16 protein-coding genes and 1 tRNA gene are annotated in these 13,737 nt (G+C 65.0%); 3 read left to right on the forward strand and 14 right to left on the reverse strand.

Translation table 11 applies throughout. The annotated features are described in order from the left end of the window. Nucleotides 1-181, forward strand: a 181-nt coding sequence (locus V4558_16995; protein MES2307200.1) for a hypothetical protein, incomplete at its 5' end; no start/stop codon positions are given. Nucleotides 182-257: 76 nt separating this feature from the next. Beyond that, nucleotides 258-2,693, forward strand: a complete 2,436-nt coding sequence (locus tag V4558_17000; GenBank protein MES2307201.1) for a zinc-dependent metalloprotease — start codon at nt 258-260, stop codon at nt 2,691-2,693. Between the two features lie 14 nt (nt 2,694-2,707). Here the strand turns inward: V4558_17000 and V4558_17005 are convergent, their stop codons facing one another. From V4558_17005 to surE, 9 genes are all read right to left on the reverse strand, one after another. Further along, entirely contained in the window at nt 2,708-3,256 is a 549-nt protein-coding gene (locus tag V4558_17005) for a hypothetical protein (GenBank protein MES2307202.1), read from the reverse strand. A 3-nt stretch (nt 3,257-3,259) separates the two neighbouring features. Further along, nucleotides 3,260-4,000 carry an intradiol ring-cleavage dioxygenase gene (locus V4558_17010; GenBank protein MES2307203.1) on the reverse strand — a complete coding sequence of 247 codons (741 nt, stop codon included), beginning with the start codon at nt 3,998-4,000 and terminating at the stop codon, nt 3,260-3,262. 45 nt (nt 4,001-4,045) lie between these two features. Continuing rightward, nucleotides 4,046-4,441, reverse strand: a complete 396-nt coding sequence (locus V4558_17015) for a DCC1-like thiol-disulfide oxidoreductase family protein (GenBank protein ID MES2307204.1) — start codon at nt 4,439-4,441, stop codon at nt 4,046-4,048. Beyond that, nucleotides 4,434-4,790, reverse strand: coding sequence for a hypothetical protein (locus V4558_17020; GenBank protein ID MES2307205.1), 357 nt, complete (start codon nt 4,788-4,790; stop codon nt 4,434-4,436). The genes V4558_17015 and V4558_17020 overlap by 8 nt, the downstream gene beginning before the upstream one ends. A gap of 137 nt (nt 4,791-4,927) precedes the next feature. Continuing rightward, nucleotides 4,928-5,440: a hypothetical protein gene (locus tag V4558_17025; GenBank protein MES2307206.1), complete on the reverse strand. Its 513-nt coding sequence runs from the start codon at nt 5,438-5,440 to the stop codon at nt 4,928-4,930. Between the two features lie 39 nt (nt 5,441-5,479). Further along, nucleotides 5,480-5,553: transfer RNA gene (locus V4558_17030), tRNA-Arg, on the reverse strand. A 125-nt stretch (nt 5,554-5,678) separates the two neighbouring features. Further along, nucleotides 5,679-6,350, reverse strand: a complete 672-nt coding sequence (locus tag V4558_17035; GenBank protein MES2307207.1) for a DedA family protein — start codon at nt 6,348-6,350, stop codon at nt 5,679-5,681. A 6-nt stretch (nt 6,351-6,356) separates the two neighbouring features. After that, entirely contained in the window at nt 6,357-7,007 is a 651-nt protein-coding gene (locus tag V4558_17040) for a protein-L-isoaspartate(D-aspartate) O-methyltransferase (GenBank protein ID MES2307208.1), read from the reverse strand. Between the two features lie 4 nt (nt 7,008-7,011). Next, entirely contained in the window at nt 7,012-7,761 is a 750-nt protein-coding gene (gene surE / locus V4558_17045; GenBank protein ID MES2307209.1) for a 5'/3'-nucleotidase SurE, read from the reverse strand. Between the two features lie 68 nt (nt 7,762-7,829). Between surE and V4558_17050 the strand changes: the two genes are divergently transcribed. Continuing rightward, nucleotides 7,830-8,849 (forward strand): flippase-like domain-containing protein, encoded by a 1,020-nt coding sequence (locus V4558_17050; protein ID MES2307210.1) that lies wholly within the window; start codon nt 7,830-7,832, stop codon nt 8,847-8,849. Between the two features lie 11 nt (nt 8,850-8,860). Here V4558_17050 and V4558_17055 read toward each other — a convergent pair whose 3' ends face one another. From V4558_17055 to V4558_17075, 5 genes are read right to left on the reverse strand one after another with little or no spacing between them, the layout of a single operon-like run. Beyond that, nucleotides 8,861-9,259 carry a MerR family transcriptional regulator gene (locus V4558_17055; protein ID MES2307211.1) on the reverse strand — a complete coding sequence of 133 codons (399 nt, stop codon included), beginning with the start codon at nt 9,257-9,259 and terminating at the stop codon, nt 8,861-8,863. Next, nucleotides 9,256-10,257, reverse strand: coding sequence for an NAD(P)H-dependent glycerol-3-phosphate dehydrogenase (locus V4558_17060; GenBank protein ID MES2307212.1), 1,002 nt, complete (start codon nt 10,255-10,257; stop codon nt 9,256-9,258). Before V4558_17060 ends, V4558_17055 begins: the two co-directional genes overlap by 4 nt. Beyond that, nucleotides 10,250-10,870 (reverse strand): glycerol-3-phosphate 1-O-acyltransferase PlsY, encoded by a 621-nt coding sequence (gene plsY / locus V4558_17065; protein MES2307213.1) that lies wholly within the window; start codon nt 10,868-10,870, stop codon nt 10,250-10,252. The genes V4558_17060 and plsY overlap by 8 nt, the downstream gene beginning before the upstream one ends. Then, nucleotides 10,867-12,189, reverse strand: a complete 1,323-nt coding sequence (gene der / locus V4558_17070; GenBank protein MES2307214.1) for a ribosome biogenesis GTPase Der — start codon at nt 12,187-12,189, stop codon at nt 10,867-10,869. The genes plsY and der overlap by 4 nt, the downstream gene beginning before the upstream one ends. Then, nucleotides 12,186-13,496 carry a DUF512 domain-containing protein gene (locus V4558_17075; GenBank protein MES2307215.1) on the reverse strand — a complete coding sequence of 437 codons (1,311 nt, stop codon included), beginning with the start codon at nt 13,494-13,496 and terminating at the stop codon, nt 12,186-12,188. Before V4558_17075 ends, der begins: the two co-directional genes overlap by 4 nt. Nucleotides 13,497-13,737 lie beyond the last annotated feature (241 nt).

A 13,737-nucleotide genomic window follows, 5' to 3' on the forward strand; every position in this document is an offset into this window, starting at 1 on the left:
CGATGGCCACATGAGCATCAATGGCGAAGACAAGGCGATTACGGTAACCACCACCTGGAATATCCAGGCGAATGGCGACGATCTCACCGGCACCATGGTTCGCCAACTGCCGCCCGAACTCAGCTCGATGGCCGGTCCGTCGGAGCCTTCCCCGGTGAAGGGGAGCCGCGCCAAGGTCTGAGTTGCATACCGACGCTTGCCGAGCAGATGGGACGGCAGCACATTCGGCGGGATCCCACCCCGTCCGAAGGATGCTCATGCCGCGCCGCCTGTTCGCCACGCCGTTGTTCGTGCTTATCGCTGCGCCTCTTGCCGCGCAGCAGCCGCCACCACCGCCCGCCGCTCCGGCCGCGACGACGATCGCGACCCGGACGGCGGGCTTGGCGCGTCGCGATGGCTTCATTCCGATCTTCCTCAACGAATCGACCGGCGCGATCTGGCTGGAACTACCCAAGGGCGGCCTGCGTGGGCTGATGTTCGGCACGCTTGCCACTGGCCTCGGGTCAAACCCGATCGGGCTCGATCGAGGGAGCGGGGGGTCGTCGTTCGTGGTCCGCTTCGAGCGTGCTGGAAATGGCGTCCAGGTCATCTTCGAGAACTGGAATTACCGATCAAGCGGTGACTCGTTGCATCTTCGCACGGTACTTGAGGCCTTCCCCTCCACCACCAGCGCGACGCTGCCGATTCTCGTGGAAGAGGGCGACCGACTGCTGGTCGATGCCACTGAGTTCGTGCTGCGCGACTGGAACGATGTCGCCGGCACGCTGCAGCGCAGCAATGAGGGGAACTACAGCGTCGCGCGTGATCGCTCGCGAGTCTACGCGCCCTTCACCAAGGCCTTCCCCGCTAACAGCGAAATCGACGTGTCGCTCACCTTTGCGACGCAGGGCGCACCGGGTCGCACGGTGGAGAGCATCGTCCCCGATGGCCACGCCTTCACCCTGCGACAACATCTCTCGCTCCTCCCGCTTCCGGATGCGAGCTATCGGCCACGCGTCTATGACCCGCGCACCGGATTCTTCTCGCTCGACTTCAAGGACTACTTCCAGCCGATACAGAGTGACCTGACGCAGCGATGGGCACAGCGTCACCGGTTGCAGCGGCGCGACCCGAACGACCCCTCGTCGCCGATTGTCCAGCCGCTGGTGTATTACCTCGACCCCGGGATCCCGGAGCCGGTAAAGTCAGCGATGTGGCAGGGCGCCAAGTTCTGGGAGGAGGCCTTCAATCGTGCGGGACTCGGCGGCGGCTTCCGGGTCGAGTGGCTTCCGGCTGGAGCCGACCCGATGGATGCCCGCTACAACGTGGTGCAGTGGGAGAATCGCAACGAGCGCGGCTGGAGCATTGGCGGCGCCATCATTGACCCACGTACGGGTGAAATGATCAAGGCGATGGCGCGCCTCGACTCGCACCGCGCGCGTACCGACTACAACATCTACGCAGCATTGATGGGGGCCGATCCCTCGCCCGCGGACACCGCGTTCGTGCTGGCTCGAGTGCGTCAGGTGACTGCCCACGAAATCGGACACACCCTGGGCCTCGGCCATAATTACATCGCGTCGACGTATGAACGTGGCTCGGTGATGGATTACCCGGCGCCCCGCGTACGGATGAACAACGGTCGCATCGACCTCTCCGGCGCCTACGCCACTGGCCCTGGTGAGTTCGATATCTGGGCGATTCACTGGGGCTACGGAATCTTCCCGCCGGCCAGCGAGGCCGATTCGCTGCGCGCAATCGTGGCCGACGGCCTCCGACGCGGGATGCTCTTTCTCTCCGATGGCGACGCGCGCCCCGACTACGCCAGCGATCCTCGAGTGAACCTCTGGGACGACGGCAGCACGGCCGAGGAATTCCTGCGCAACCAGACGGCGGTACGCCGCTTCGCGATGTCGCGCTTCGGTCTCGGGAATATCCGCGCGGGAGAGCCGATCACGACACTGCAGGAGCGGTTCGTGGTGCTCTACTTCTGGCCTCGCTTCGCCGTCAATGCAACGGCCAAGGTGCTCGGTGGCGTGGAGTATCAGTTCGCCGTGAAGGGCGATGGCCAGCAGGTGAGTCGCGTGGTTCCGGCAGCGCGTCAGCGCGCCGCGCTCGATCAGCTGCTCGCGACACTCGCGCCGACGGAATTGGCGATTCCTGACACGATCCTCACCCTGCTCGGGCCGCGCATTCCCGGGTGGGGCGACAACGTGGAACTCTTCCGCACCCGCACTCGGCCCACCTTCGATGAGCTCGGCGCGGCGCGGACCCTCGCGCAGATGACGATCGACGCGATCCTGCAGCGAGAACGCGCGGCACGCCTCGTCGCGGCTTCGCTGCACGACCCTCACGCACTCACGCTCGGTGAAGTCATTGATCGGCTTCTCACCCTGCCAGCACCGGCAGGCTCGCCAGCTCTCGCGGCAATCGGTCGCGGAACGCAGCGTGCAGTGGTCGACCGCCTGCTCGCACTCGCGGCCGACAAGGACGCGACGCAGGAAGTGCGGGATCTGGTCGACTTGAAGCTCGAAGCACTCGGGCGGCGTGCAGGGAGTCAGGTGGCAACAACGAATGATGCAGTGCGCGCGCATTGGCGCGGCATTGCGGGGGACATCACGAGGTGGCAGACGCGTCGGGAACTTCCGGCGCCCTCACCCGCGTTGCGTCCGCCTCCGGGCGATCCGTTCGGCGAGGATGCCTGGCCGGAGTGATCGTCCCCGGCGCTTCAATGCTCGGCGAACACCAGCGGCACATCGTCTGACCAGAGTTCCTGTCGCGCCCGGCGCACCACGAGTCGCAGTCGTGGGTGCGCCGAGCGTGCCGCGAGGGAGAGCCAGCGGAAATCGGCGATACCGATCTCGACACGGCCTTCGGCGTCGCGCACCCAGCCGCGCGCGGGGCGCGCGCACGCGAGCGTGATGTCATCGCGTACGCAGCGCCGCAGGTCGCCGAGCCGGTAGGCATCGGCGATAGTGCTGATCCGTGTGATATGCAGGTCAGCATCGGGGGCGACGACGAGGGCCGACAGGTAGACTTCCCGCTCGCCAATCAGAATGACCCGCCATTCATACCCCGAGAAGGCATCACCGACGGTGGTGTCGCGAGAGATCCGGTCGGGGGAAAACTCGCGCGGAAAGATCACCGCGATGCCGGTGGAGTCCCACGTGGCAGAGGCCACTGGCAACGCCGAGGCCTGCGCGCGCAGTTGGGCGCCAAGCAGCGTCGCCAGTGCGCCGAGCAGTGAACCGATACGCCGCATGCCCCGGGTGTTCACGGCTCAGTCCAGCGCCACGGCAATGTCGAAGAGGGCTGAGTACCCGCCGCCCCGTCGCGTGGCATTCAGCACCAACTCCTCACCGTGCTGATCGCGAAAGATATCGTCGGCCGCATTAGGGAGGCGCCCCTTCCCTTTCGTGGCGTACGGTGCACGCGCGTGAACGCGATCGGAGAGCGTGTCGTTGAAATAGAGCTGTGAAGTGAAGTCGTGATGTTTCCCGGAGCTACCCGCCGTACGAATCTTGAAATGGATGTGCACCGCCCGCCCCTCGTACCAGCCCGGATAGATCGTGACGAATCGCACGACTCCAGCTCGGTTGGTCGTCTGGTAGCCGCGCAGAAACTTCTTTCCGCGTGAATCGAAGCGAGCGTCCTGATCACGCTCATCGGAATAGACCCCGAGTGCGTCGCAGTGCCAGACGTCGACCGTGGCACCACTGAGTGGTGCGCAGAGGCCGCGCACCAGCCGCGACACCCGGAAGCCGAGCAGCAGCGGTGCGCCTGGCGAGAGGACTCTGGTCGTCGGGTCGGAGCGAATGTCGCTGCGTTCGAGTTTTTCGTCGACGAAGTAGGGGCCTTCCACCTGTGCGGGCCGCACGACGCAGACCGCCGCGGGGGTCGGCTCCACCGCGGGCCGTGACGCATTCAGGGTCAGTAGCGCGGCGCCGGCCGCCCCAAACGACGCGAGGACGTCACGTCGCGTAAGGATCTGACCGATGGGCGCATCGTCGCTGGTGGACATCCGGCCTGACTTGCTGGAAGGATGGCGAAGCTTAGCGGAGCGGGGTCAGGGCAGTAAGCGCTCGCGCACTGTCACATCCGGAAGCGGGCAGCGCTCGGCGCCGCCAAACCACTGCCGCCGGTGGCGGGCGACGAACCGATAGCCCGTTTCCCGGAGCGGCCGGGGGATCGCCTTGAGGAGCTTTCCTGCGAAGGCCCAGCGGCCGCCGAGATGCCCAAGGGTACGAATGACGGCGTCGCTCCCGACGTGGATTCCCGTACCGTCGGAGAGCACGACGGTCTCGACCGTCGGCAACGGTTCACGGACCAACGCATGGAAGGTCGGTCCGTACAATGGTGCGTACGACATGATGCCACCGCGGTCATGGCGCAGACACCAGCGGACCGAGGCATGGCAGAGGCCGCACTCGCCATCGTAGAAGAGGATTGGCCCATCAGGCACTCGTGTCATCCGGGAGGGCCGGCCTTTTGGCGATCTGCTCGCGGACCAGTTCCGGGGTGAGCCAGGCAAAGCCGCCGTTCCAGCCCGCGTCGACCAGGGGCAAGAGCAATTCCCAGCGTGTCTCCATCACCCGCCCCAATACCTGCTCGCGAACCCAGTTGGGGTTTTCAGCGATGGTGGTGGAATCGATATTGGCATCCGGACCGAAGAGGTTCAGACGAACTTCCCATCGCCGTTCGGCGGCCCAGGCCCAACCGAGCAGCCACAGTCCAATGCCAAGAATGCCTGCCGCGAGTTCATCAGGGTAACGCGAGATATCGATCCCGACGAAGACATCGTAAACGAGCATTGGACAGATGATCCCCATACCGGCGAGTCTCAGTAGCCTTGACGGCCAATGCCGAGGGGCCGATCGGCCATAGAGCCCATGCGCGCCACGCCATACGAGAACGGCCACGACCACTAGCGTGCCAAGACCGTTGATGGTCACAAGTCTCCCTGTGGCGAGGGAGGCACGTGCCGCTGGGTCTCGCCAGCCGCGGGCAACGTCTTCGCTAACTGCCCACGCACAAACTCCGGCGTGAGCCACGCGAAGCCGCCGTTCCAGCCATCAGCAACGAGCGGGAGCACGCCCCGCCAGTCCTCGGCAGTAAGCCGCTCCGTCACCTGCTCGCGGACCCATTTGAGGTTTTCGTCGATGCCACCGGAGTCGATATCGAGTTCGACGAGCCTTAGCCTCTCGCGAACAGCCCGTTTCCGTTCGGTGGCGAATGCCCTCGCCCCCAGCAAGAGCAAGAATCCAATCGCCCCAACAAGCGCCTCACCCGCCCGGGTCGGTCCGGTCCTCCCGATCAGTATCTCACGGATCAGGACTGGGAAGAGCAGCGCGGCCCCCAGCAGAAACCCACCGCGGACCCACCAATTCTTCGGCCCCCGGCGACCAGCGACGGCACGCCAGCTCCCTCCAACAAAGAGGGCCGCCAGAATGAGTGCCCACACCCCGTGGGGCAAAGGTCGATCTCCAATTTGTTCGGGAAATACCCTCGGCGCGATTCGAACGCGCGACCCCCAGTTTAGGAAACCGGTGCTCTATCCACCTGAGCTACGAGGGCAACTTGAACCACATTATCAGCCTTTTGAGGCCGGAAAGCTAGTTGAGAATGACGCGACCCAAAAACGACAACAGCCTAAAGCAAAAGATGAACCGGTGCTGCGCAAGCGCAGCACCACCAGCGAGTTAGCGCGGTTGAGAATTACTTGAAGCGCTTTCTCGCCGACGCGCCATCCAGCCCTTGACCACCTCGATTGCGATCGGCAGGACGCTCACGGCGATGATCCCGAAAATCACCAGGGTGAAGCGCTCCTTCACCGCCGGGATGTTCCCGAAGCCGTAGCCGAGCCAGACAAAGAGGGAGACCCAGGCCACCCCGCCCACCAGGTTATAGGCCAGGAACCTGCCATAGGCCATCTCCCCTACCCCAGCCACGAATGGCGCGAAGGTCCGGATGATCGGGACGAACCGGGCCAGGATGATGGTCCGGCCGCCGTACTTCTCGAAGTACCCCCGGGTCCGCTCGAGGTACTCCCGCTTGAAGAATTTCGCCTCGCCGGTGAACGCCTTGTTGCCGGTCTTCTTCCCAATCCAGTAATTGAGAGTGTCGCCGAGGACCGCAGCCACGATCAGCAGCCCGGTGAGGAGCCAGGGGTTCAGGTCGCCCAGGGCCGCGAAGGTGCCGGCCGCGAAGAGGAGGGAGTCCCCCGGCAGCAGGGGGAGGACGACCAGCCCGGTCTCGCAGAAGATGATCAGGAAGAGGATGGCGTAGGTCCAGATGCCATAGTTCCGGATCAGCTCGGCGAGATGCTTGTCGAGATGCAGGAAGAGGTCGACGAACTGCCGCAGGAGATCCATAGCCGCCTATGCCGTGAAGCCGAATTCGCCGAGCAGCGGAACAAACCGGACGTCGTGGACCGCGACCTGATCCCACCCCTCCCCTTCGAGGTGGCGGGTCACCAGCACCAGCTCCTGCTGCTCGAGGGTACCGACCGGAATCACCATCCGGCCGCCCGGCGAGAGCTGTTCGATCAGCGTCTTGGGGATCGATGGTGAGGCCGCGGCGACGATGATCCCCTGATACGGGGCGTCCGGGCGCCAGCCGAGGGTGCCATCGGCGTGCATCACCGAGACGTTGGCGCAGCCGATGGTGCGCAGGACTTCGTGCGCGCGCCGGGCCAGTTCGGGAATCCGCTCGATCGAGAAGACCGATTCCGTGAGCATCGAGAGCAGCGCGGTCTGGTAGCCGGAGCCGGTGCCGATCTCGAGCACCCGCTCGCGCCCGCTCAGTCGCAGGAGTTCACAGGAACGTGCCTGCACATAAGGCTGCGAGATGGTCTGGCCGTTGCCAATCGGGAGTGCGGCGTCTTCGTAGGCCTGATGGCGCAGGAGCTCGGGCACAAAGAGGTGGCGCGGGATCGTGGCGACGGCCCGGAGCACGGCCATATCGTGCACGCCCTTGAGCTGCAACGCCTCGACCAGCTGCGATCGATAGCCGACGAAACCGTCGCTCAACCGGTCAATCCTCGAGCTGCCATGCCCGGACCGTGTCGAGGAGCTTGTGGTTCGTGAGGTCCATCTGGAGCGGGGTGATCGAGACATATCCCGCCGCCACCGCGCTCTGATCGGTGTCCTCGGCGCCGGACCAGGTGATCTTGCCCCCGCCGATCCAGTAGACCTCGCGCCCCCAGGGATCCTTGGTCTTGGCGACCGACTCGGAGAAGACCCGCGATCCGAGGCGAGCCACACGGACACCCTTCACCTCGTCGGCGGGAATGCCGGGAAGGTTGATGTTCAGCAAGGTGTTGGCGGGGAACTCTTTCAGCGAGGTGATGCGCTTGACCAGTCGCGTGACCAGTGGCGCATAGCCGGCAAGCAGGTCATCGCGGCGCGACGCGAACGAGAACGCGATGCCCGGGATGCCCAGCACAACCGCTTCCATCGCGGCGGAGACGGTCCCCGAGTACAACACATCCTCACCCATGTTGGGGCCGTGATTGATGCCGCTGAAGACGAAGGCAGGCTGTTCCGGCATCAGCGATTCGAGCGCCAGCAGCACGCAATCGGTAGGCGTGCCATCCACCTGCCAGCTGCCATCGGGGCGGATGACTGGGCGCAGCGGGCGGGTCATCGTGAGCGCGTGCGACTGGGCGCTCTGCTCGCGGTCGGGGGCCACCACGGTGACCTGCCCGACCGCCTGACACGCCACGGCGAGCACCTGCAGTCCGGGGGAGAGAATGCCGTCGTCGTTGGCCACAAGGATATGCATACGCGGAAAGATAGTGGGGCGCGGGTACCTTTCGATCGACTGGACGACCCTATTCACCCGGAGTGCGCGTGGTTCCTCCCCCACCGGACGGCCGCAAGGGCAGACTGATCCGGCTCGGCGCTTTTGCGCTAGGGCTGGTGATCCTTGTCGTGCTGGTGCGGCACGCGGGGCTCGAGCTCCTGCTCTCGTCGATCAAGCGCGCGGGATGGGTCCTCCTTCCCGTCGTGGCACTCTGGGGCGTGGTGTACGCCTGCAACGCCCGGGCGTGGCAACTCCTGGTCCCGAACCGCCCGGCCGAATTCACCTTCGCGCGCGCCTTCCTGCTCTCCGTCAATGCGTTCGCACTGAACTTTGCGACGCCCTTTCTCGCGATGGGTGGCGAGCCGTTCCGCGTGGCCGGCGCTACTAAATATCTCGGCCGTTCGTGCGCGGTCGGGTCGGTGGTCGGCTTCCGCTTCCTGCACGCTCTCGCGCACATTCTCGTTTTCCTGCTCGCCATCGTTCCAGCGGCGATCCTCCTGCCCCACACGCCGCTCGTTCTTTGCACCCTCGCCGTCGTCGCCATCGTCCTGCTTCTGATCGCCTCGTTCCTGCTCTCGCAGCATCGCCGCGGGGTCTTCGAGAAGGGAGTCGCCACGCTCGGAAAGGTGCGGTTGCTTCGGCCGCTCGCGACGCGGCTCGAGCGCCATCGCGTCACCCTGCAGGAACTCGATCGAGAACTCACCGCCATTCATCGCCAGGCACCATGGCATTTTCAGCGGGCACTCGCGATCGAGACCATGGGCCGGATCCTTTCGACCCTCGAGTATGCGCTGATCCTCAACGCGCTCGGCCTGAGCCAGTCGCTCTGGCACGGCTTCGTGGTCGCGAACATGTCTTCGTTGATCACCAACCTGCTGATCTTCATCCCGTTCGAGATGGGGACGAAGGAAGGTGGCGGCTTCGCGATTTTCGGGGTGCTGGGAATGGATCCCGCTCTGGGTGTGTCCGCGGCGCTGCTGAGCCGGGTACGCGAGTTGTGCTGGCTGGCGATCGGCCTCGCGTGCGGCCTTCTGCTCGAACGCAACGATCGACACGCTCGGGCCTGACGCGAGACTCGCTACGCCCCGGCTTTGTCGGCCTCGACCTCGGCTCGAATCGCCGGTTCCCGCCCATCGAGCAGCGCCAGCACATCGGCGATCTCATCGCGCACTTCGCGCACGGTCTCATAGCGCATCGCATCGCGGGCCGCCTGCTTGAGCTCACCGGTGCGCCGGAAATGGTCGAGTCGCTGACGGGCGCCCTCGATGGTGAACTTCTCGGTGTAGAGCAGATGCTTCACCAGCATGATCAGCTCGACTTCGCGCGACTTGTAGACGCGGTTGCCGGAGCGATTCTTCGCCGGATTGAGAAAGCGGAACTGACTTTCCCAATAGCGAAGCACATGCGGCTTGAGATCGGTGAGCGCACAGACCTCGCCGATCGAGAAGAATTGCTGAATCGGATGTGGCAGGGTCATCCCCATCGTTCCGCCTTGAGGGTCCGTCCCATGAGTTGCTGGATGCTCTCGCGGGGCGAGGCACCATCGAACAGTATCGCTGCCACCTGACGCGTGATCGGCATGTCGACGCCGTGCAGATCGGCCAGTCGCGATGCCGCCATCGCCGTGTTGACCCCTTCCGCGACCGTGCGATGGCTGGCACGGTAGTCGGCAAGCGTTGTTCCCTCTGCCAGCAGCATGCCGAGTTGCCGATTCCGCGACAGCGCGCCGGTGCAGGTCAGGATCAGGTCGCCCATGCCGGCCAGCCCCCCGAACGTCTCAGGATGCGCGCCCATCGCGACACCAAGCCGGGTGATCTCGGCGAGCCCACGCGTGAGCAGTGCGGCGCGCGGGTTGTTGCCGAGGCCGAGCCCTTCGAGCACGCCCGCAGCAATCGCGATGCTGTTCTTCAGCGAGCCGGCGAGCTCGACGCCGATCACATCGTCGGCGGTATACACCCGGAAATAGCTGGTCGAGAAGAGCTGCTGTGTCTCGGTCGCGGCACGCTCGTCCTCCGACGCCGCCACGATCGCGGTCGGCTGCGACTGGAAGACCTCGTGCGCGAAGCTCGGCCCCGAGAGCGCAACGAAGGCATGCTCCGGTAGCACCTGCTCCGCGACATCACGCATCAGTGCCAGCGAATCTGGCTCGAGACCCTTGGTCGCGCAGATCACGCGGGCGCCGGGAGCAAGGTGCGAGACCGCCTGCGACCAGACCGTCCGCGACACGTGGCTCGGCACCACCGAGCAGATCACCGGTGCGCCGGCAACGACTTCTGCAAGTGAGCTGCTCGCCGTGAGGCGCGGGTCGAGCGAATGGCCGGGAAAGAAAAGCGTATTCTCGTGAGACGTGTTGATGGCGTCGGTGACTTCGTGCTCAAATGCCCAGAGCCGGACATTGCATCCCTTGCGAGCCAGCAGGTCAGCCAGCGCAGTGCCCCAGGAGCCAGCTCCCAGGACCGCGACGTCACTAGCCATGGTGTTGCGCCTCGTCGCGGTTGCCGAAGCGGTTCTCGGTGCCATTGATCAGGCGCCGGATGTTGGCGCGATGCAGCCAGATGATCGTTGCGGAGAGCGCGGCAAGCCACCAGACGATGTCATGACGATCCGGGTGGAGAATCCACACCGCCGACGGGAGCGCCGCGGCCGCAAGGATGCTGCCGAGCGAGACATAGCCCGAAAGCTTCACGGTAATCGCCCAGACCGCGAGCGTCACAAGAAACGCCCACGGCGCGAGACCGAGTACGATGCCGCTACCGGTGGCAACGCCCTTGCCGCCCTTGAAGCCTGCGAATACCGAGAAGGCATGACCGATCACGGCGACCACGCCAAGCAGTAGTGAGCCCACGACGCCGAGCCCCGCCCAGGGCCCGAAGAAGGCGACGGGAATCGCGCCCTTCAGCGAATCGAAGATGCCGACGGGAATGGCGTACTTGAATCCGAGCAACCGGTAGAGATTGGTGGCGCCGAGGTTGCCACTACCTACGCTACGCAGATCGATCCCTTTCACGGCCCGCACCACCCAGAGGGAGGTGGGGATTGCCCCCAGCAAATAGGAGGCAACGACCGCGAGAAGGATCCGCGCAATCACCGCTGGCTGCCCCGGCGATTGAACTTGAGTCGCAACGGCGCACCCTTGAAGCCCCAGGCATTGCGGAAGCCGCGCGCGAGATAGCGCTGATACGACTCGGGGATATCATCGGGGCGATTGCTGACGATGGCGATCGTAGGCGGCGACGTCTCGATCTGGGTTGCAAAGAGGAGCTTGACCTCTTCACCCATCTTCTGCGGCGGCGCAGCGCGCTGCAGCAACTCCTGCAGGACCTTGTTCACTTCGGCGGTGGGAACGCGCTGCTTCCGGGATTCCGCGACTTCCACCACCATGTCGAGGAGCTTGTGCACCCGTTGACCGGTGAGCGCCGAACCATAGAGGAAGGGGACGTTCTCGAGGAACGGCGCCTTCTCGATCAGCATCTCTTCACCGCGCTTGCCGGTGTTAGCGTCCTTCTCTTCGATCAGGTCCCACTTGTTCACCACGATGATGAGGGCACAGCCCTGATCCCAGGCCTGATTCGCGATGCGGAGGTCCTGATTGTGGAGGCCGAGCTTGGCGTCGACGACCAGCACGCAGACATCGGCGCGATGCACCGCGCGTTCGGTCCGCATATTGGAATAGAACTCGAGCGAGTCCTGGACCTTCGCGTGGCGGCGCAGGCCGGCCGTGTCGATGAAGGTGAGGGTCTTGCCGTGATAGTTCAGGTGCGAGTCGATCGCGTCGCGGGTAGTGCCGGCGATCGGCGTGACCACCAGCCGCTCTTCGCCGAGCAACTTGTTCACCAGTGACGACTTCCCTGCGTTCGGGCGACCGACCACTGCCACCTTGATCCGCTCCTCATCCTCGGCCGCGTCGCCTTCGGGAAAGAGCGCTACCAGGGCATCCAGGAGGTCGCCACTCCCCTTCCCCGTGCCGGCCGAGACGGCGTAGGGCTCGCCGAGGCCGAGGGAGTAGAAGGGGAGGCGATCGTCGCGACTGGCGATCTCGTCGATCTTGTTGACGGCGAGAATCACCGGGCGGCCGGAGGTGCGCAGCTTCCGGGCAATCTCTTCGTCGATGGGATTGACGCCATCCTTGCTGTCGACGAGCAGCAGCACCACATCGGCCTGCTCGACCGCGCGCTCGACCTGGGCGCGGATCGCCTTGTCCATCGTTTCATCGGAGTCGAACACGAGACCGCCGGTGTCGACGACCCAGAAGTCGCGGCCGATCCAGTTGGCCTCGCCGAAGTGACGATCGCGCGTGGTACCGGCACGATCGGAGACGATGGCCGCGCGGCCGCCGCAGAGACGATTGAAGAGGGTGGACTTCCCGACATTGGGTCGCCCCACAAGTGCAACAGTAGGACGACTCATGCGGCGAGTGGCTCCATCAAGGCATCAACAAAGGTTTTCGAGATGCGCACCGGCATCGGCACATCGGCCGAGAGGGCGGCAACACTTAGCGAATCGATAAACAGTCCATCGTCATTCACGCACTCGCCCGGGAGGAGCGCGAGGTCGAAGCCGGTGAGTCCCTGCAGGGCGTCGCGCATCGCGTGCCCGGGGAGGAGACCGGCAGTAGTCACGCGCGGGCCGAAGAGGTCGTTCTCGACCTGCAGCAGCTCGAAGGTGGCGCCGGTCGCTTCGGCGAGGGGCTCGAGCACCATCGGCATCAATGGCCCCATCGAGGTGCCGGTTACCACGGCGATGCGGCGCCCGGCCCAGCCGCGGAGATCGGGCGCCCCTTCGCGCACCTGCTCCTGCAGCCAGCGGACCGACCCGACGCCGTTCTCGACCTGGTCGAACGAGCCGTAGAGCTCGGCCGGCGGCAGCTCGACGCCGGCGCGCAGGTAGAGCTCGTCGGCACCGTAGGCCCACGGCTCACCCCGGTCGGCCAGGGCGCGAGCGGCGGCCTCCTCGACTGCGGCGACGGCACGCTTGCACTCAACGTCGTCCGGTTCGCGAATGAGGTGATGCTTCGAGAACTCGGTGAGGCCGACCGGGACCACCGAGACGGAGAGCACGTCGGGTCCGAAATCGTAGAGGTCACGCAACGTCTGGCGGAGGACCTCGCCATCGTTGATACCGGGGGCCATCACGATCTGGGTGTGAAACTGGATCCCGTGATCGGCGAAGTGGCGCAGCTGCGGGATGATCTCGGCCGCCTGGGGATTTCTGAGTACCCAGCGACGCACCACCGGGTCGGTTGCGTGGACCGAGACGTAGAGGGGCGAAAGCCGGTACTCGATGATCCGGTCGGTGTCGTGCTGCTTCAGGTTGGTGAGCGTCGCGAAGTTGCCGTAGCGGAACGAGAGCCGGTAGTCGTCGTCACGAATCGAGAGGACATCGCGGAGACCGTCGGGGTTCCCTTCGACGAAGCAGAAATCGCAGCGATTGGCGCAGCGCCGAATCCGTGGCGGCTCGACTGCGACCCCCATCGGTTCCTCGACGGGACGCTCGACGTCCACTTCATATTCGGAGGCATCGCCCGGGAGGCGATACACCAGTGAGAACTCTTCATCGGCGGTGAGAAATTCCCAGTCGAGAAAATCTTCGAGCTCGCGCCCGCCGACGGAGATCAGTTCGGTCCCCGGAATAAGTCCAATCGCCTCGCCGATCGAATCGTCGAGAACGCTGGTCACCTTGATCATCGCTGCCACACCATAAGACGCATACGCCAATATGATGCTATGTTGGCCCCAAATCAAGGGTTAGCCGCTCACAGTTAAAGCGAGTTCACACGGAGGCGTTCGGGAAGGCGGGGGTCGAAACGCCGATCGCCCCGGGAGCGGAGGATCCGCGAGGCGATGACTGGGCCAAGCGGGAGACGGGGTGGAGCGGAACACGCTCACCCCGTCCCCTACGCAACGATCCCTGAAAAGCGGGAGACGGGGTGGAGCGGAACACGCTCACCCCGTCCCC

The sequence above is a fragment of the Gemmatimonadota bacterium genome, assembly GCA_040388535.1.
Lineage (GTDB): Bacteria > Gemmatimonadota > Gemmatimonadetes > Gemmatimonadales > GWC2-71-9 > Palsa-1233.